The organism is Burkholderia sp. MSMB1459WGS, from assembly GCF_001534535.1.
Lineage (GTDB): Bacteria > Pseudomonadota > Gammaproteobacteria > Burkholderiales > Burkholderiaceae > Burkholderia.
The window spans coordinates 139,832-158,480 of the sequence record NZ_LPMU01000026.1 but is presented as its reverse complement, the minus strand read 5'-3'; the positions used below and the strand labels follow the sequence as shown (position 1 = coordinate 158,480).

The following is an 18,649-nucleotide window of genomic DNA, read 5'->3' as shown; positions in this document are numbered from 1 at the left end:
GTTTACCGAAAATACGCGCTCAGGCCCGGACGCCGAGCCGCCACAACGACGTGACCTCGGCCCGACGCGCCGCATGCAGCGGATCGTCGGCGTCCATCGACTTCGGATGCGCGGGGCGAATGTCGTCACGGCCGAGCACGACGAGGCCGGCTTCGTCGATCCACTGCAGCAAGGTGTCGCGCGGCCGCAGGCCGAGATGCTCGGCGAAATCGGACAAGATCAGCCAGCCCTCGCCGCCCGGCTCCAGATGCGCGGCCAGCCCTGCGAGGAAACCGCGCAGCATGCGGCTGTCCGGGTCGTAGACCGCGTATTCGATCGGCGCGCTCGGCCGGGCCGGCACCCACGGCGGGTTGCACACCACGAGCGGCGCGCGGCCGGGCGGAAACAGGTCGGCTTCGACGATATCGACCCGGGCCGCGTGCCCGAGCCGCGCGACGTTCTCACGCGCACAAGCCAGCGCGCGCGGATCCTGGTCGGTCGCGACGATGCGCTCGACGCCGCGCGCGGCGAGCACCGCCGCCAGCACGCCGGTGCCCGTGCCGATATCGAACGCGAGCGACGTCGCCGGTAGCGGCGCGCGCGCGACGAGCGCCACGTATTCGCCGCGCACCGGCGAGAACACGCCGTAGTGCGGATGGATCGGCGCGCCGCCGAGCGCCGGGATCGGCACGCCCTTCTTGCGCCATTCGTGCGCGCCGACGAGGCCGAGCAGTTCGCGCAGCGACACGACCGACGGCGCGCCGCCGGGGCCGTACGCCTCCTCGCAGGCCGCCCGCACGTCGGGCGCGCGGCGCAGCGGGATCGTGTAATCGGCGTCGAGCGGGATCAGCAGCATGCCGAGCGTGCGGGCGCGCTGCGATTGCGCGAGACGATGCAGGTTGAACGCATCGACGCCGGCCGCGGCTTTCGCCTTCTTCGGCTTGCGTTCGACACGGCGCGCCATCGCCTGCACGAGCTGGCGCGCATTCTGGAAGTCGCCCTGCCAGACGAGCGCGGTGCCCTCGCAGGCGAGGCGGTAGGCCGCGTCGGCGGTGAGGCGGTCGTCGGCAGACACCGCGCGCTTCGGCGGTTGCACGCCGGCTTCGGAGCGCCAGCGCACGGCATGATCGACGCCGTCGGCGTCGGTCCAGTGGAAAACGGGGGAATCGGTCACGCGAACTCGGTACGGTTGGCTTCAACGGCGGCGAGAATTCACCGCGCGGACCACACCATACCGCGCTTTGCCCGACCCGGCAAAACAGGCGCCGCGACGGCCGCCCGAAAGCGTTCGTCGCGGCGCAACCGTCAATCAGGCGAGATCGAAGGTTTCCGCAACGGGCGCGTCGCGCTTGACGGCCGCGATGCCGTTCTCGCGTGCCTGCTCGCTGCTGTACGTCTCGCTCGTGCCGATGACCTGGTGATTGGCCGCCTTCAGATTGAACATGGGCTCACCGTTGTGGGCGAGCTTCCGTTCGTAGCGCGCGTCGAGCGGCGCGTTTTCCCGTACGGACGCGATCCCGTTCTTCGCGCCGCTTTTCTCCTCGTACCGCTCGCTCGCGAGGATGATCTCGCCGTTCGCCGACTTCAGATGGAAGTAGTACTGACCGTTCGTGGCTTTCTTGAGCTCGAATTTTGCCGCCATGGATTTCCCCTAAAAGAATGTCCGACCCTCGGACATCGTCAAGTGTAGAGCCCACGCCGACGAAAATCGATATTCCACGGAGATAAGCGTTAAATATTGTTAAATGGTGAATTTTCAGACACATTTGACCGACGTTGCACATCAACCGGACGACCTAGCCGCCCCACCCCGGCATGGCCGGCAGACGCAGCGTGCCCACGTCGCTGAAGTGCACGGTGCCCAGCACGCTGCCCGCGAGCCGGCCGCGCAGCGCATACGGTAGCTCGCCGTTCGCGGCCGCGCCGGGCAGGTTCCACGCCTGCCGCGCGGCCGCGAAAGCCGACACCGAAACCGGCACGTCGAGCACGGCTTCGCCGAACCGCGGCACGGTGCCCGCCCGGTCGCTGACGCCGCTTGCGAACGGCGTGCCGTTCAGGTCGAGCGCGACCGAGATGCCGTCGTAGTCGATGGGCGCATCGTTCGGATTCTGCACGCGCAACTTCAGGCTGAAGCGCATCTCGAGGCCCTGCCCGACCAAGGGGTCGAGCCCGGCGACCGACACGCGCACCGGCTCGCGCGTGAGCGCCGCGCAACCACCCAGCAGGAACACGGCGGCGAACAGCAACAGCACGGCGCGCAACGGCGCGACACGGAACAGGGCTCGCGGCATGGGACAGCCTCCTCGCGGCAATCGATGAACGGGGTCGTCGCTGCATTGTACCGATCGTGCCGCCCTTCACCGGATTTCGTAGTTTCCGTGACGCCGCAAGATCGTTAATAGATTAAAACTACGAAATTTCCAGTCGAACGGAGAGCGCATTAATGCCTTTCAGCATTCAATGAAGCGCCAGGAATTCAATAGATGCGCTTTCTAATTTTTTCGTTTCCTTTACCCAAAACCATCAAGTATATTTACGCATCCTTGGAGCAAGCCGACAAACCTTGAAGCCGCATGACGGCGCATTTACGGGACGGCTACACGCTGTCCCTCCGTCCTGCGGACTGGCCCGGCCAGCCCCGTAGGTCGTCGGTTCAAAGGGATTGCGCGCCCGCGCCGGGCGTGCGGCCCCGTGTCGTGCGCGCGAAATCAATTCAGTACAACACGCGCCCGGCCATTTTGAACCGGCCAGTTAACCGATATCCGGAAATTCAGAGGGGGCAGTAAACCATGATTACCTTCACGTAGTCGGCCGCCGTCTTTTTCGAATAATCCGTCATTGGCATTTTTTCGCTGTTGATTAAACGGCGAGGGGATTGCTTTTGCCGGCGTTTTCGCAGCACTGAACGATTCTTTCAACAATCGAGGATTCAGTCATGTCGATCCATATTCGCAAGATGCGTTATCTGCCGCTCGTCGCCGCACTCGCGCTCGCCGGGTGCGGCGGCGACGACGGCGGTGCAGGCTCCGCTTCCGCGCTCAGCTCCGCCGGCGCGCCGCACACGAGCTCGTCGCCCGCCGTCACCGCGCCGCCGAGCGCATCCAATGTCGACAAGAGCGTCTCTCCCGTCGAACTGCCGGACACCGTAGTGCCCGTGAACTACCGGCTGTGGTTCCGCCCGAACGACGCGCTGAACGCGTTCGACGGCCGCGCCGACGTCGAGATCAAGGTGCTGAAACCGGTCAACAACATCGTGGTCGCCGGCCACCGGATCAAGTTCACCAACGGCCGCATCACGCTGCAGCCGGGCAACATCCAGCTGATCGCGACGCCGCAGGACAAGGGCGACTTCTATCAGTTGCGCCCCGTCGCCGGCACGATCTCGCCGGGCAACTATTCGCTGCACATGGAGTGGTCGGGCATCATCAACTTCAAGTCGTACGACGATCCGGTCAACCACACGGGCGGCAGCTGCGGCGACGATCCGTATCCGGGCTGCTCGGCCGCGGAAGGCGTGTTCCGCGTCGACCTGAAGGGCACCGACGGCAAGACGAGCGGCGCGATCCTCACGCAGGGCGAAACCAACCTGTCGCGCCAATGGTTCCCCGGCTGGGACGAGCCGGCGTTCCGCCCGACCTATGAAGTGACGGCCGAAGTGCCGCAAAGCTGGCGCGTCGTGTCGAACGCGGCCGAGAAGCCGTCGACCAACGTCGGCGGCGGCTACAAGCTCGTGCAGTTCGAGAAGACCCCGCCGATGCCGTCGTACCTGCTGTTCTTCGGCGGCGGCATGTTCGACACCTACGAGGACGATTTCACGAGCCCGCTGCCGGGCGGCAAGGGCGGCCTGCACCTGCGCGTGTTCACGCCGCCGGGCATGAGCGAGTGGGCGAAGCCGGCGATGGACCGCACCAAGCAGGCGCTCGACTTCTACTACCGCTACACGGGCATCCCGCTGCCGCTCACGAAGTTCGACACGGTGGCCGCGAACGACGCATTCAAGGAGCAGAAGGACCTGAACTTCGGCGGGATGGAGAACTGGGGCTCGATCCTCGAGTTCGCCGACGACATCCTGCCGCAGCCGGGCCAGCCGATGTCGCACTACGGCAACGAAGTGCTGACGCACGAAGTGGCGCACCAGTGGTTCGGCGATCTCGTGACGACCGACTGGTGGGACAACGTGTGGCTCAACGAATCGTTCGCGACGTTCTTCGAGACGAAGACCACGATCCAGTTCTTCCCCAACGAGTTCAGCTGGCTCGACCAGGTGAAGAACAAGTATCGCGTGATCAATCGTGACATCGGCCCGAACGCGTTCCCGGTCGCGCCGAACTTCAACGACTGGGCGTCGAACGACTTCGTGCTGAGCGCCAGCGCGTTCACGTACGACAAGGGCGGCCACGTGCTGAAGACGCTCGAGAACTATCTCGGCGAGCAGACCTTGCGCAAGGGGCTGCAGCAGTACCTGGTCGACTACTCGTTCGGCAACGGGACGCCGAAGCGTCTGTGGGATGCGCTGTCGAAGGAAAGCGGCCAGGCGGTCGGCCCGATCGGCGACAGCTACGTGCGTCAGACCGGCGTGCCGCTGATCTCGCTCGACACGCAGTGCGACCTGACGAAGAACCAGACGGTCGTCACGCTGAAACAGCAGCCGTTCCCGAACAAGAACGCGTATCCGGGCCTGCAGTGGACGGTGCCGATCACGCTCGCGTACGGCCAGGGGCTCGCGAAACGCACGACGCTCGCGCTGAAGGATACGCAGGCACAGACGCGGATCGACGGCTGCACGGGCGTGGTCGCCGACCCGAGCGGGCTCGACTACTACGTCGTGAACTACAGCGACGCGGCCTGGAGCGGGCTGCTCACGCAGGTCAACAGCTCGACCGATCCGGTGCTGCTGGCGAACCTGAAGAGCGAAGCGGCCCTGCTCGTCGCGAACAACCTCGCGCCGGCCTCGCGCTCGACGTCGATCGGCTCGGTCGCTTCGCCGGCCGCGATGAAGCTGCGCCAGACGCCGACCTTCGGCGGCATCGAACCGGTGACGAAGGAGCGCCCGGCACGGCAATACCAGGGCATCTTCAAGCCGCGCAAGGTAGTGACGCAGTAACGGTGCGGCTCCGGCCCGCGCCGCGCCACCCGCGGTGCCGGCCGGCGTACCGGTTTCTCCGACCTGTTGACGGGCCTCGCATGCGAGGCCCTTTTTTCATGCGGCGGCGCCTCGGCCCGCCGTCTCGCCCACGCGGCGTTTCCCACGCAGGCTGCGGGAACCACGGGGCGAAACGCGCGGCTGCGGCGATGCAGCGCGCGATGCCGCGCTAGCGATCGTCGCGGCGCCGGAACGCCCACCACGCGGCCAGCGCGGTGAAGCCCGCGACGAGCAGCACCATCAGCCAGAAGCCGTGCTTGTTCTCCGCGAACGGCACGCCGCCGACGTTCATCCCGAAGAAGCCGGCGACGATGTTGATCGGCAGCGCGATCACGGTGACGAGCGTCAACGTGAACAGCGTCCGGTTGTTCTGTTCGTCGAGGCGCGAACCGATCTCTTCCTGCAGCAGCTTGATGCGCTCGTTGAGTCCCGCCAGGTCGGCGAGCACCAGCGAGAATTCCTCGGTCGACTCGCGCAGCTCCTGCACGTCCTCCGTGTGCAGCCACGCAGGCGGCTTCGCGAGCAGCCGGAAGATCGACCCCGGCTCCGGCGCGAGCATGCGCTGCAGGCGCGTCAGCGTGCGGCGCATCGCACCGAGCTCGATGCGGTTCGACGTGAGCCGCTGCGACAGGAAACGATCCTCGATGCGGTCGACATCGATGCTCGTGCGCCGCATGATCTGGATCAGCAGGTCGGCCTGGTCGCGCAGCAGGTGCACGAGCAGTTCCGCGGGCGACCGGAACCGCTCGCCGTCGCGCACGCTCGCGCGCAGCGTGTCGACCGAGCGCAGCGGCTTGAGCCGCGCGGTCACCATGATGCGCCGTTCGACGTGGACGAACAGCGTCGCGATCTCCGACGGCGTGAGCTCGAGATTGAACATCACGTCGTTGACGATCGCGCGCAACGCGCCGTCCTCCTGCTCGATGCGCGTCGAGCGCGAGCCTTCGTGCAGGAATTCGAAGAAGCTGTCGGGCAACCCGAGATGCGTACGCATCCAGCGCTCGCTCGCGCCATGCGCGAGATTGAAATGCAGCCAGACGAAATCGCCCGATGCGGCCGCGCCGTGCTCGCGGCACGTGCGCAACCACGCGGCGGCCGCGTCGGCATCGAGCATCGTGCCGGCGCCGCCCGGAACGAAGCGGAATCCGCACACCATGCCGGACGTGTCGGCGCCGTAAGTCTGTACGATCAGGTCCATCGTGTCGAAGGTCGTGCGGCGCGCGCCGCGCCGCACATCGCGGGTCGCGGGCCCGCGCCGGGAAAAGAAAGAAAACGTATGCCCGACGGGCGTGACGCGTTCGTGACACCGTCACGCGGCATCATACCGGCGGTCGCTCCGTGCCCCAAAAAAACAACGCGCCGCCCATTGGGCGGCGCTGACAGGAAAGACCTCGCGGCGTGCGCGGCACGCGTTACTGCCGCGTCTCCGACTGCGCGGCGCTCGGGCACGCCGGGTCCTTGCCCCAGTGGCCGTCGCATACGCGCCAGCGGCACAGCTGATCCTCGAAGAAACCGCGCTCCGAGCACTCCTTCACGCGCGACGCCAGCGAGCCGCCGGTCGCCGCTGCCGCCTTGGTCGGCACCGCCTGCGCCTTCTGCGCGGCGAGTTTCTTGTCGGCCGGCTTCGTGCGCGCGACGAGCGCCGCGAGCAGATCGGCATCCGGATCGTCCTTCCCGGCCGCCTTCGCGGTTCGGGTCGGCGTCGCGTCGCGGCGCTTCTTCGCCTGCGCGAGCTCGGCCTGCTGTTCCTTGCGATGCTTGCGGGCTTCGGCCTTCGCTTCGGCTTTCGTGTCGGTCTTGCCGTGCGCGGCGACCTTCGTGCCCTTCGACGCGTCGGCCTTCGCGGTCCTGGCCGTCGCCGCCGCGGCGGCCGCCGTTGCGGCCGCGCCGGCCGTGGCCGCGCCCGATGCGTCGTCGGCGCCGTTGGCAAGCGCGCGCGACAGACGGCCGTTGTCCGCGGACGCAGTCGAAGCAGATGCAACGGCCTGGGACGCCGAATCGTCGTTGACGATCGTGGCCGGTTGCACGGCCGACGCGGCGGATGCGCCGTTCTGCGCGACCTGCGCGGCGGCGCCGCTGGCCGGTGCGGCCTTGTCCGGCGCAGCCGCCGCGGGTGCCGGCGCGGCCGCGACGACCGCGGGCCGCTCGCCCGACGACTGCTGCATGCGCCACGCGCCCCAGCCGCCGACGGCCACGACCAACGCCACCACGGCGGCGATCGGCGCCTTCAGCGAACGGCGCGGCGGCTCGGCGGGCGGCGTGACACGCCCTTCCAGATCCGCGAGAATGCGCGACTGCCGAGGTCCTCCCTCGCCTGCCGGTTTGGTATCGGACAGCAGGCTGGGCGGAGTTTTCGAATTTGAATTTTCCGGCGCACTCATTCAGCGTCTCATTGAATCCTGGTTTAATTCACCGCGATAATATAGCCCGGCTTCTCGAAGCAGCCTGATTCTAAGAGCAAGCATTGCAAAACACAATCAATTCCAATTTCCGGGGATTTCGTTGATTGCCGTCGCACTCGTCGCCTATTTCGCCCTTGCCGTCGCCGTCGCGGCACTGTTGCTTTTACCGGGTATCCGCGCGACCGTTTTCGAATCCGTCGCCCAGTTTCACGGCCGCCTTACGCGTCGTGCGAACGATCGCGCCGCACGCACGCGGAGTCAGATTGTTAAATCGGCAAGCGCGACGCGCGGCGCATTAAGCGATGTGCAAAATTTACTGGTTCGGCGGCGCTTGATGATTATGGTATCGGCAGGTATTCTTGCGACGCCGCCATTGGTCGCCATTGCGTTACGCGGCCGGCAATTATTCCAGTACGACGACACGGCGCGCGTGCCCGACGAGAAAATCGCCGCGCTGCTGCAGGGCGAACAACTCGTGCCGCCCCCGCCGCTGCCGCCGGAAGTCTTCGCCACCAAGGAGGTCGAACAGGTCCGCCCGGCGCTGAAGGATGCGAGCCGCGACTGGAACCTGCTGGACCCGGATTTCCGTACGCGTTTGCTGCTGGTCTACAAGATCATGCACGAACAGCACGGTTATGAAATGGCGTTGCTGGAAGGTTACCGGAGCCCGGAACGGCAGAACCGGCTGGCGCAGATGGGCAGCAACGTGACCAACGCGGCAGCCTTCCAGAGTTATCACCAATTCGGGCTGGCGGCCGATAATGCATTCCTGCGCGACGGCAAGCTGGTCATTTCCGAGAAAGATCCGTGGGCGATGCGCGGCTATCAGTTGTACGGCCAGGTCGCCGAACAAGTCGGCCTGACCTGGGGCGGCCGATGGAAAATGATGGATCTCGGGCACGTGGAATACCATAAACCCGGTTTTAAACTGGGACGCGGCAGCTAGCCAGGGCTGCCGGACAAGAAATAATGAGGGCGGCATGGGGCTTTTTAATCACCCGGCAGGAAACGATTTGAGCGGCGCAAACGATCGGGCATTCCGGTGCGCGATTTTTTCCGGCCGCCGCTTCCGTTTTAAATCTCACAGCGTCCTTTCGTTAATGCGCGCGCCTTCTCCGATGCCGCGAGCGCGTTGATGCCAGCCTCCTTCATCCCGTTTGACAGCATGGCGACACATCGCGGCGCCACCCTTGCCGCTCGGCGCGCCTGCGTCGCCTCACCGAATCGCACCGGAACCTGAACGTCCTATGCAACGCATCCTCAACGTGCTGACTCATCCGCGTACGCTCTCGATCGTCGGGATCGTCGCGCTAGCGGCCATCCTGTTCATCGTCGCCGACATGCTGCAGTTGCCGCTCCTGTGGGCGGCGCTCGCGTTCGCGGCGGTCCTCGCGCTGTGGCTCGTCGTCGCGCTGTGGCGCCGCTGGCGCGTGAAGCGCGCGAACCAGCAGCTCGGCCAGGTGCTGGAAGAGCAGGCGGAAACCGGCAAGATCGCCGCACCGGCCGCTGCCGCGCTCGCACCGGACGCGAAGACGGCCGACCTCGACGTGCTGCGCACGCGCCTGTCGGATGCGGTGAAGACGATCAAGACGTCGAAGATCGGCCAGGTGTCGGGCGGCTCCGCGCTGTACGAACTGCCGTGGTACATCGTGATCGGCAACCCGGCCGCGGGCAAGAGCAGCGCCGTGCTCAATTCCGGCCTGCAGTTCCCGTTCGCGGACAAGAACAACGCCGTGATCCACGGCATCGGCGGCACGCGCAACTGCGACTGGTTCTTCACGACCGAAGGGATCCTGCTCGACACGGCCGGCCGCTATTCGGTGCACGAGGAAGACCGCAGCGAATGGCTCGGCTTCCTCGGGCTGCTCAAGCGCTACCGTCCGAAGGCGCCGATCAACGGCATCATCGTCACGGCCAGCATCGCCGAACTCACCGGCAACCGCCCCGAATTCGCGATCAACCTCGCGAAAAACCTCCGCCAGCGCGTTCAGGAGCTGACGGAAAAGCTGGAAGTGTTCGCGCCGGTCTACGTGATGTTCACGAAGGCCGACCTGATCACCGGCTTCACCGAATTCTTCAGCAGCAGCGACAAGCACGAGTACGACCGCGTGTGGGGCGCCACCCTGCCCTACGAGCCCGACGACAAGCGTGACGTCGTCGCGCAGTTCGACACGCACTTCGAGGAGCTCTACGAAGGGCTGAAGGAGATCAGCGTCGCGCAGCTGTCGCTGTCGCGCGGCAACCAGCTGTCGCCGGGCCAGTTGAGCTTCCCGCTCGAATTCTCGACGATCAAGCCGTCGCTGCGCGCGTTCCTCGCGACGCTGTTCGAGAACAACCCCTTCCAGTACAAGCCGATCTTCCGCGGCTTCTACTTCACCAGCGCGCTGCAGGAAGGCGAAACCAACAGTGCGGCCGCGCAGCGCATCGCGCACCGCTTCGGCCTCGACGGAAGCGCGCTGCCGAAACCGCACAGCGCGTTCTCGAAGAACGGCTTCTTCCTGCGCGACCTGTTCTCGAAGGTGATCTTCGCGGACCGTCAGACGGTGCGCCAGTTCGCGAGCCCGACCAAGACGCGGCTGCGCTACGCGACCTTCTTCGGCTTCGTCGCGGCGCTCGCGCTCGCGCTCGGCGGCTGGACCTGGTCGACGATCGGCAACCAGCAGCTCGTCGCGAACGTGCAGGCCGACCTCGACAACGTCACGCGCCTGCAGCAGGGCCGCAACGACCTGCAGTCGCGCCTGCAGGCGATGGACATCCTCGAGGACCGGATCGAGCAGCTCGAACAGTTCCGCCGCGACAAGCCGCTTTCGGTATCGCTCGGCCTGTACCAGGGCGACCGTCTCGAACAACACCTGCTGACCGAGTACTACAACGGCGTGCGCCAGATCCTGCTGGCGCCGGTGTCGCAGAATCTCGCGTCGTTCATGAAGGACGTGAACGCGCACCCCGAACAGCTCGTGCCGATGACGCGCCCGCCCGAATCGGGTGCCGTGCAGGGCGGCACGCTGCCGGTCTCGACGAACGCGGCAGGCGCCGCGCCGCAGGCCGGCGCCGTGCCGGCCGCGTCGGGCGCCACGCCGGCCGCCGCCCCGCAACAGGCGGCCGCGCCGCAGGGCGGCCTCTACAGCGACGCGTCGCCGACCAACGTGCAGGACGCGTACAACGCGCTGAAGACGTACCTGATGCTGTCCGACAAGCGTCACGTCGAGCAGGCGCACCTGACCGACCAGCTCGCCCGCTTCTGGCGCGGCTGGCTCGAGACGAATCGCGGCAACATGCCGCGCGACGAGATGATCAGGAGCGCCGAGCGCATGATCTCGTTCTACCTGTCGCGCGTAAACGACAACGACTGGCCGATGATCGACGCGAACCTCGCGCTCGTCGACCAGACCCGCGAGAACCTGCGCCGCGTGGTGCGCGGCATGCCGGCCCGCCAGCGCGGCTACGAGGAAATCAAGGCCCGCGCATCGACCCGCTTCGCGCCGATGACCATCGCGCGCATCGTCGGCGACGGCAACCAGTCGCTGGTTGCCGGCAGCTACGCGATTCCGGGCACGTTCACGCGCGAGGCGTGGTTCGACTACGTGCAGCCGGCGATCCGCGATGCGGCGACGAAGGAATTGCAGGCGAAGGACTGGGTGCTCAACACGTCGACGCAGGACGACCTGACGCTCGAGGGCAGCCCCGAGCAGATCCAGAAGACGCTCGTCGGCATGTACAAGACCGAGTACGCGCAGCACTGGCAGAAGTTCATGCAGGGGATCGCGGTACAGGGCTTCACCAGCTTCGGCCAAGCCGTCGACGGGATGAACCGCCTCGGCGACCCGCAGGATTCGCCGATCCGCAAGATCCTCGAGACCGCGTACGACCAGACGTCGTGGGACAACCCGTCGCTCGCGAACGTGACGATCAAGAAGGCGCAGACGGGCGTCGTGAACTGGGTCAAGCAACTGTTCTCGCGCTCGCAGGCCGGCCAGGTGGCGGCGGCCAACATCGACATCAACGGCAATCCGGCCGAGGTGCCGATGGGCCCGATCGGCCAGGAGTTCGTCGGGCTCGCGCGGATCGTCGCGACGCATGACGGCACGTCGATGCTGAAGGGCTACATGGAGTCGCTGTCGAAGGTCCGCACGCGCTTCAACGTGATCAAGAACCAGGGCGACCCGGGCCCGGGCGCGCGCCAGCTGATGCAGCAGACCCTCGACGGCAGCGGTTCGGAACTCGCCGATTCGCTGAAGCTCGTCGACGAGCAGATGCTGACGGGCCTGACCGATTCGCAACGCAAGTCGCTGCGCCCGCTGCTGGTGCGGCCGCTGATGCAGGCGTTCGCGGTCGTGATCCAGCCGGCCAGCGCCGAAGTCAACAAGGTGTGGAACGCGCAGGTCTACCAGCCGTTCCAGAGCTCGCTCGCGACGAAATACCCGTTCGCGGCGAACGCGAAGGTCGAGGCCGGCGCCGGCGAGATCGCGCAGGTGTTCGGTCCGGACGGCTCGATCGCGAAGTTCGTCGGCACGACGCTCGGGCCGCTCGCGGTGCGCCGCGGCGACACGCTCGCCGCCCGCACGTGGGGCGACATGGGCATCGGGCTCACGCCGGAGTTCACGAACGGCTTCGCGCGCTGGGTCGCGCCGCTCGCCGGCGGCGCCGCCGGCAGCGCGGCCGCGTCGGCCGAGCCGCAGACCGTGTTCCAGATCCTGCCGCAACCGAGCACGGGCACGACGGAATACACGATCGCGATCGACGGCCAGCAGCTGCGCTACCGCAACACGCCGCCGCAGTGGACCAACTTCGTGTGGCCGAACCCGCAGGGCTCGCCGGGCGCGACGCTGTCCGCGACGACCTTCGACGGCCGCACGGTGCAGCTCGTCAACGAGCCGGGCCGCTACGGCCTCGAGAAGCTGATCAATTCGGCGCAGCGCAAGCGCCGTCCGGACGGCACCTTCGACCTGACGTGGGCACAGGGCAGCGTGAACGTGTCGGTGACGATGCGCATCATCAGCACGTCGCAACCGTCGGCCGGCGGCGGCGACCAGCCGCAGCAACAGAGCCTGCGCGGCCTGCAGCTGCCGTCGTCGGTCGCCGACGCGAGCGCCGGCGCCGCGCAGAACGCGACGCAGACCGCCACCGGCACGTCCGCCACCGGCACGTCCGCCACCGGCACGTCCGCTACCGGCACGTCCGGCACGCCAGGCGCAGCGCCGGCCGTCGCGGCCGCCAACGCAACGAATGCACAGAGGGCGCAATGACGCAAACGGTACAGGCGCAAATCGCCTACTTCGGCAAGATTCCGTCGCGCGGCGACTTCGTGAAGAGCGCGCACAATCCGCAGTTGCTGCAGACGCTCGATCGCTGGATCGCGCAGGCGCTGGAGCTGCTCGCGGAAGATCCGCGCTGGAAGATCGTCTACGAGGATGCGAAGCCGATGCATTTCGCGTTCCTCGGCTCGCGCAGCAAGCTCGCGATCGCGGGCCACATGGTCGCGAGCCACGACGTGTCGATGCGCCGCTTCCCGTTCCTCGGCGCCACCGCGCTGGAGGTCGACCGGCCGCTCGCATTCCTCGCGCGCAGCCCGCTCGCGTTCGCGCGGCTGTGGTCACGCGTCGCCACGCAGATCCCGCCGCTGCTCGGCAAGGACGAGCCGCCCGGCGCGCTGCAGGCGCTCGGCGACACCCAGGTGCCGATCGACATCGGCGGCCCGGGCACGTCGCACGACGGCACCTTCAACGATTTCGTCGAACACCAGTCGCTGTACGGCCTGCAGCAGATGCTGCTCGAAAGCGGTCATCCGGTGCGGCTGCGCGGCGCGATGCTCGCGCTCGGCTCGCTGCTGCGGCCGGTGATGCAGAGCGGCTCGTCGCACATCGAGCGCGGCCTCACGCTGCCGCTGCCGGTCGATCCGTTCTACCGCAGCCTCGTCGCCGCGTTCTGGCTCGAGCTGATCGCGCCGTTCGTCGCGCAGGCCGACTTCGAGCTCGCGATCTTCATCGGCACGATCGCCGAGCGCGAACGGCTCATCATCGGCTTCAACGGTGCGTCGGCGAAAACGCTGCTGAGCGTCGTCGACCCGCAGACCTACGCCGCCCACAACATCGACATCGACGATCCCGAGTGGATCGACGCCCATGCGCAAAACGATCAGCAGATCAGCAAGCTCGTCAGCTACCTCGACCAACCGCAACTCTCGCTGCGCGTCGCCATCGACGCGTTCCGCGAAGCGTTCATCGGAGGCTGACGGCATGCATCGCACGATTCAGGTCCGGCGCGCGCGCCTGTCGGCCGCCGTCTCGCCCGCCCTCGCCGCGCTGTTCGCGGCCGGCCTCGTCGCGAGCGGCGCGGCCTTCGCGCAGAACACGGGCGCGACCGTCACGCCGGTCGGCAACGGCACGGTCGCGACGACCGCGCTGCCGCAGGCCAACCCGAACGCCGGCGGCGCGTCCGGCACGGTGGTGCACGGCACCGCCGGCACGATCGCGCCGCCGCCCGCGAACGCGACGCCCGGCCAGGTGGTCGTCGGCGGCAAGGTGCCCGACGAAGCGACCAAGGCGGCCGTGCTGCAGAAGCTGCGCGATACCTACGGCGCGACGAACGTCGTCGACCAGATCGAGGTGGGCGACGTCGCGACGCCGCCGAACTGGAGCGCGAACGTGCAGAAGCTGCTCGGTGCGCAGCTCAAGCAGATCAGCAAGGGCCAGTTGAAGATCAACGGTACGCAGATCGAGATGAAGGGCGAGGTGCACAACGAGGCGCAGCGCCAGCAGCTCGCGAGCGACATGGCGAACACGCTGAACCCGACGTATACGATCAAGAACGGGCTGCGCGTGTCCGCGTCCGAACAGGGCGTGCTCGACCAGACGCTCGCGAACCGGACGATCGAGTTCGAGACCGGCAGCGCGACGCTGACGCCGCAGGGCAAGCTGATCCTCGACCAGATGGCGGCCGCGCTCGCGAAGATGCCGAACCGCACGGTCGACATCATCGGCCACACCGACAACTCGGGGAACCGGACGTCGAACATCGCGCTGAGCCAGGCGCGCGCGGATGCGGTGAAGGGCTACCTGATCACGAAGAGCATTCCGCCGCAGCAGATGACGACGACGGGCGTCGGGCCGGATCAGCCGATCGCGCCGAACGATACGGCGGACGGAAGGGCGCGGAACCGGCGGATCGAATTCCGCGTCGGGCAGTAACGGGAAATCGGCCGGCCGCTCGCGCGATGGCGAAGCGGCACGGCGCGGCACACGACGGGCGGCGGCAGCAATGCGCCGCCCGTCTTGCGTTTACGACTGCTCGTCGGGCCGCACGCCCAGCAGCTCGCGAATGTGCGACAGCGAGCCGTCGTCCTTCACGACGCTCTCGAGCCACTTGTGCAGCGGCATGTCGGCCCATTCGGCCGCCTTGTCGGCGAGATACGCGACGGGGCTGTGCGGCTCGGTCTGGCGGAAATAGCGCGCCACCGCACGCAGCTGGTCGACGGCCTGCGCGCGGTTCTGGATGCCGGCGATCATCTGCGTCACCGGAGGACGCGAAGCGGTCTGCTGCGGCACGTGAGTCTCCTCGGTCTGGATCGGCTGGCCGAACACCGGCTCGATGCGCTCGGGCTCGGCCTGCGGCGCTACCTGCGCGTGCGGTGCGCTGCCCGTATAGCCCTGTTCGCGCGCAAAGCGCTCGGCGAGCCGGTACACGGTCTCGAACGCGTCGCGCGCCTGCCGGAAGCTCGGCGCCGAATCGCCCGCGCGCTCGACCAGCCGCTCCTCGAACGCATCGAGCGCGAATTCGAACGCCTTCAGGTTCGCCAGCAGCGCCGTGTAGAACGCGATCGACGTCACGCGCCGCGACGCATCGATCTGCTCGATCGACGGCTTGCCGCGCGCGATGTCGTCCGCGTGGTCCGGGTCGCGCTTGATCGACTGCGCGACGTGCTGCGCGACTTCCCAGTCGAGCGTACTGAACGCATTCGATGCGCCGTCCGTCAGCGGCACCGCGCGCAGCAACTCGGCCGTGCGGCCGGACAGCCACGCGACGTTGCCGAGCCGGTGCTCGATGTCGTCGTCCTCGGGCAGCGGGTGGAAGGTGTCCCAGAACTCGCGGCACAGGCCTTCGAGCAGCGCATAGCCTTCGGTGAGACCCGTGATGCCGTCCTCGAGCGCGAGCGCCTCGGTCAGCCATACGGCGAGCCGCAGGTCCTTCGTGCGCGTGCGCAGCAGCTCGCCCGCATGATCGACGACGAAGCCCCAGTCGGCCTCCTTGATCTCGGTCACCCATTCGCCCTGGTCGAGCGTCGGGTCGTCATAGCGCCGCGCGTCCTGGATCGCGTCGAATTCGTTCGAAAACAGCAAGTCGTCGCCGCTGGGCGACGCCTCGCTGATCGGCGTCAGCAGCTCGGGGAGATTGATCGGCATGGTTCGGTCAGTTCATCAATGCTTGACTGGGCGCGGCCGCGCTCATTCGACGGTGTACGCGAATTCGCCGGCCTCGTCCGCGCGCACCGCGATGCGCGCGATGGCCGCGCCGTCGGCGATCCGGCCGAGCACGTGGCCCGCGATCTCCGGCAGCAGCGTGCCGTTCAGGATGTGGTCGACGTTGCGGGCACCCGAGTCGACCTCGGTGCAGCGCGCGAGCACCGCCTCGACGAGCGACTCGTCCCATTCGAACGCGGCCTTGTGGTTCGTCTCGATCCGGCGGCGGATGCGCTCGAGCTTCAGCTCGATGATCTCGGCCAGCACGTCGTCGGAAATCGGATAGTACGGCACGACCTTCATCCGGCCGAGGAACGCCGGCTTGAAGGTCTTGTACAGTTGCGGACGCAACGTCTCGGCGAGCGCGTCCGGATCGGGCAATTCGTCGGCCGGCTTGTTCAGGCAGGCCTGCATCACCGCGGCCGAGCCGACGTTCGACGTCAGGATGATCAGCGTGTTGCGGAAGTCGATCTCGCGGCCTTCGGCATCGTCCATCGTGCCCTTGTCGAACACCTGGAAGAACATTTCGAGCACATCCGGGTGCGCCTTCTCGACCTCGTCGAGCAGCACGACGGAATACGGATTGCGGCGCACGGCCTCGGTCAGCACGCCGCCTTCGCCGTAACCGACGTAGCCCGGCGGCGAACCCTTCAGGCCGGACACGCTGTGCGCTTCCTGGTACTCGCTCATGTTGATCGTGACCATCTTGCGCTCGCCGCCATACAGGATGTCGGCCAGCGCCAGCGCCGTCTCGGTCTTGCCGACACCCGACGGCCCGACGAACATGAACACGCCGCGCGGCTTGTTCGGATCCTCGAGGTTCGCGGTCGCGGTGCGCACGCGCTGCGCGATCGCCTCCAGCGCATGATCCTGGCCGATCACGCGCGCGGCGAGCAGCGGCTGCAGGTTCAGCACGGTGTCGATCTCGTCCTTCACCATCCGGCCGAGCGGAATGCCCGTCCACGCGGCGACGATCTCGGCGACCACGTGGCCGTCGACCTGCAGCGGCACCATCGGCTCGCCGCCCTGCAGCGCATGCAACGCCGCGACGCGTTCGGCGAGCTTGTCGCGGGTGGCCTGCACGTCGACCGGCTGGCCGTCTTCCGACGGGCCGCGCGCGCGGTCGAGCGCGTCGCGCAGTTCGGCGATCTCGGCGACGATCGCGCGCTCGGCTTCGTAGCGTTCTTCGTCCTTCGCCAGTTGTTCGAGCGCCGTGTCGCGCGCGCCGCGCAGCTCGCCGAGCCGCTCGTCGTGCACCGCCCCGCCCGCCGCCTCGCGCTCCAGCGACGCGATTTCCGCGTCGATGCGCTCGATGCGCTTCCTGGTATCGTCGATCGCCGCCGGCGTCGCGCTGTGCGCGAGCGCGACCTTCGCGCACGCGGTGTCGAGCACGCTGATCGCCTTGTCCGGCAACTGGCGGCCGCTGATGTAGCGGTGCGACAGGCGTACGGCCTCGGTGATCGCGTCGTCGAGAATCCGCACGTCGAAATGCTTCTCCATCAGGCCCGACATCCCGCGCAGCATCGCCGCGGCCAGCGGCTCGCTCGGCTCCTCGACCTTCACGACCTGGAAGCGCCGCGCGAGCGCCGCATCCTTCTCGAAGTACTTCTTGTATTCGCTCCACGTCGTCGCGGCGATCGTGCGCAGCTCGCCGCGCGCGAGCGCCGGCTTCAGCAGGTTCGCCGCGTCGTTCTGGCCGGCCTGGCCGCCCGCGCCGATGATCGTGTGCGCCTCGTCGATGAACAGGATGATCGGATGCGCGCTCTTCTTCACTTCGTCGATCACGCTCTTCAGGCGGTTCTCGAACTCGCCCTTCACGCTCGCGCCGGCCTGCAGCAGCCCCATGTCGAGCACGTGCAGCGCGACGCCGCGCAACGGCGGCGGCACGTCGTCGGCCGCGATCCGCAGCGCGAGCCCCTCGACGACCGCCGTTTTGCCGACGCCGGCCTCGCCGGTCATGATCGGGTTGTTCTGGCGGCGGCGCATCAGGATGTCGATCGCCTGGCGGATCTCCGCTTCGCGGCCGATCACCGGGTCGATCTTGCCGTCGCGCGCGCGCTGCGTGAGGTTGGTCGTGTACGTATCGAGCGCGGGCGTCTTCGACGGGCCGGCCGCGGGCGCCATGCCGTCGGCGGCCGGCGCGACGTCGCTGCCGTCTTCATCCGCCTGACGCGGCTCGGCTTCGCTCGAACCGGCCATGATTTCGTCGAACTTGTGCTTCAGGTCCGTCACGTTCATTTCCGCGAACCGCGACGACATCCGTTGCGCGAACTGCGCGAGATCGGGCGCGGTCAGCAGCGCGAGCAGCAGGTGCCCCGAGCGAATGCGACCGAGCTGCGAATCGAGCGACGCGATCAGCCACGCCTGCTCGAACAGCGCGATCAGATGCACGGAGAACACCGGCGTGCGCGTGTTGCCCGTCTTCAGGCGCGTCAGCTCGCGTTCGAGATCGGCATGCAGCGCATGCGGGTCGACGCGGCTCGCGCGCAATGCGAGCGGCAGGTCGCCCGTTGCTTCGTCGAGCAACGCGAGGAACAGGTGCTCCAGATCGACCTCGTAGTGGCCGCGCGCCAGGCACGCGCTCGCCGCGCGCTCGGTCGCGTGGCGGCACAGCGGGTTCAGTTTCGTGATCAGGGTCTTCAGAGGCGTGCTCATGGCGTCGATCTCAG

Annotated in this window: 12 protein-coding genes; 5 read left to right on the top strand and 7 right to left on the bottom strand. The window is 67.4% G+C overall.

Annotated features, from left to right (window positions below):
• Positions 1-19: 19 nt before the first annotated feature.
• From WT97_RS12345 to WT97_RS12335, 3 genes are all read right to left on the bottom strand, one after another.
• Positions 20-1,153, bottom strand: a complete 1,134-nt coding sequence (locus tag WT97_RS12345) for a class I SAM-dependent methyltransferase (protein WP_059795205.1) — start codon at positions 1,151-1,153, stop codon at positions 20-22.
• Positions 1,154-1,288: 135 nt separating this feature from the next.
• Positions 1,289-1,621, bottom strand: a complete 333-nt coding sequence (locus WT97_RS12340; protein ID WP_059499699.1) for a YegP family protein — start codon at positions 1,619-1,621, stop codon at positions 1,289-1,291.
• A 154-nt stretch (positions 1,622-1,775) separates the two neighbouring features.
• Entirely contained in the window at positions 1,776-2,270 is a 495-nt protein-coding gene (locus WT97_RS12335) for an LEA type 2 family protein (RefSeq protein ID WP_060353531.1), read from the bottom strand.
• A 644-nt stretch (positions 2,271-2,914) separates the two neighbouring features.
• Here WT97_RS12335 and WT97_RS12330 point away from each other — a divergent pair.
• The gene (locus WT97_RS12330; RefSeq protein ID WP_059499701.1) at positions 2,915-5,083 is read left to right on the top strand and encodes a M1 family metallopeptidase; all 2,169 of its coding nucleotides are present in this window, start codon (positions 2,915-2,917) and stop codon (positions 5,081-5,083) included.
• A gap of 208 nt (positions 5,084-5,291) precedes the next feature.
• Here WT97_RS12330 and WT97_RS12325 read toward each other — a convergent pair whose 3' ends face one another.
• Together WT97_RS12325 and WT97_RS12320 are read right to left on the bottom strand one after the other, a co-directional pair.
• Complete coding sequence (locus tag WT97_RS12325) at positions 5,292-6,320, bottom strand: transporter (RefSeq protein WP_060353544.1); 1,029 nt, start codon at positions 6,318-6,320, stop codon at positions 5,292-5,294.
• A 214-nt stretch (positions 6,321-6,534) separates the two neighbouring features.
• Positions 6,535-7,503, bottom strand: coding sequence for a hypothetical protein (locus WT97_RS12320; RefSeq protein WP_059795200.1), 969 nt, complete (start codon positions 7,501-7,503; stop codon positions 6,535-6,537).
• Positions 7,504-7,624: 121 nt separating this feature from the next.
• Here WT97_RS12320 and WT97_RS12315 point away from each other — a divergent pair, with 121 nt between their 5' ends.
• From WT97_RS12315 to WT97_RS12300, 4 genes are all read left to right on the top strand, one after another.
• Positions 7,625-8,470, top strand: a complete 846-nt coding sequence (locus WT97_RS12315; RefSeq protein WP_027783396.1) for a M15 family metallopeptidase — start codon at positions 7,625-7,627, stop codon at positions 8,468-8,470.
• A gap of 301 nt (positions 8,471-8,771) precedes the next feature.
• Positions 8,772-12,770, top strand: coding sequence for a type VI secretion system membrane subunit TssM (gene tssM, locus WT97_RS12310; RefSeq protein WP_060353530.1), 3,999 nt, complete (start codon positions 8,772-8,774; stop codon positions 12,768-12,770).
• On the top strand, positions 12,767-13,756 hold the full coding sequence (tagF, locus tag WT97_RS12305; RefSeq protein ID WP_060031440.1) for a type VI secretion system-associated protein TagF: 990 nt from the start codon (positions 12,767-12,769) through the stop codon (positions 13,754-13,756). Before tssM ends, tagF begins: the two co-directional genes overlap by 4 nt.
• Before the next feature lie 4 nt (positions 13,757-13,760).
• Entirely contained in the window at positions 13,761-14,711 is a 951-nt protein-coding gene (locus tag WT97_RS12300; RefSeq protein WP_059499704.1) for an OmpA family protein, read from the top strand.
• A gap of 90 nt (positions 14,712-14,801) precedes the next feature.
• Here WT97_RS12300 and tssA read toward each other — a convergent pair whose 3' ends face one another.
• Positions 14,802-15,923, bottom strand: a complete 1,122-nt coding sequence (gene tssA / locus WT97_RS12295; protein ID WP_060353529.1) for a type VI secretion system protein TssA — start codon at positions 15,921-15,923, stop codon at positions 14,802-14,804.
• 42 nt (positions 15,924-15,965) lie between these two features.
• On the bottom strand, positions 15,966-18,635 hold the full coding sequence (gene tssH / locus WT97_RS12290; RefSeq protein WP_060353528.1) for a type VI secretion system ATPase TssH: 2,670 nt from the start codon (positions 18,633-18,635) through the stop codon (positions 15,966-15,968).
• Positions 18,636-18,649 lie beyond the last annotated feature (14 nt).

Bases quoted from the DNA above. Each gene is read 5' to 3' on its own strand.
- WT97_RS12340 (WP_059499699.1), bottom strand. From the start codon at position 1,621: ATGGCGGCAAAATTCGAGCTCAAGAAAGCCACGAACGGTCAGTACTAC.
- WT97_RS12335 (WP_060353531.1), bottom strand. From the start codon at position 2,270: ATGCCGCGAGCCCTGTTCCGTGTCGCGCCGTTGCGCGCCGTGCTGTTG.
- WT97_RS12330 (WP_059499701.1), top strand. From the start codon at position 2,915: ATGTCGATCCATATTCGCAAGATGCGTTATCTGCCGCTCGTCGCCGCA.
- WT97_RS12325 (WP_060353544.1), bottom strand. From the start codon at position 6,320: ATGGACCTGATCGTACAGACTTACGGCGCCGACACGTCCGGCATGGTG.
- WT97_RS12320 (WP_059795200.1), bottom strand. From the start codon at position 7,503: ATGAGTGCGCCGGAAAATTCAAATTCGAAAACTCCGCCCAGCCTGCTG.
- tssM (WP_060353530.1), top strand. From the start codon at position 8,772: ATGCAACGCATCCTCAACGTGCTGACTCATCCGCGTACGCTCTCGATC.
- tagF (WP_060031440.1), top strand. From the start codon at position 12,767: ATGACGCAAACGGTACAGGCGCAAATCGCCTACTTCGGCAAGATTCCG.
- WT97_RS12300 (WP_059499704.1), top strand. From the start codon at position 13,761: ATGCATCGCACGATTCAGGTCCGGCGCGCGCGCCTGTCGGCCGCCGTC.
- tssA (WP_060353529.1), bottom strand. From the start codon at position 15,923: ATGCCGATCAATCTCCCCGAGCTGCTGACGCCGATCAGCGAGGCGTCG.
- tssH (WP_060353528.1), bottom strand. From the start codon at position 18,635: ATGAGCACGCCTCTGAAGACCCTGATCACGAAACTGAACCCGCTGTGC.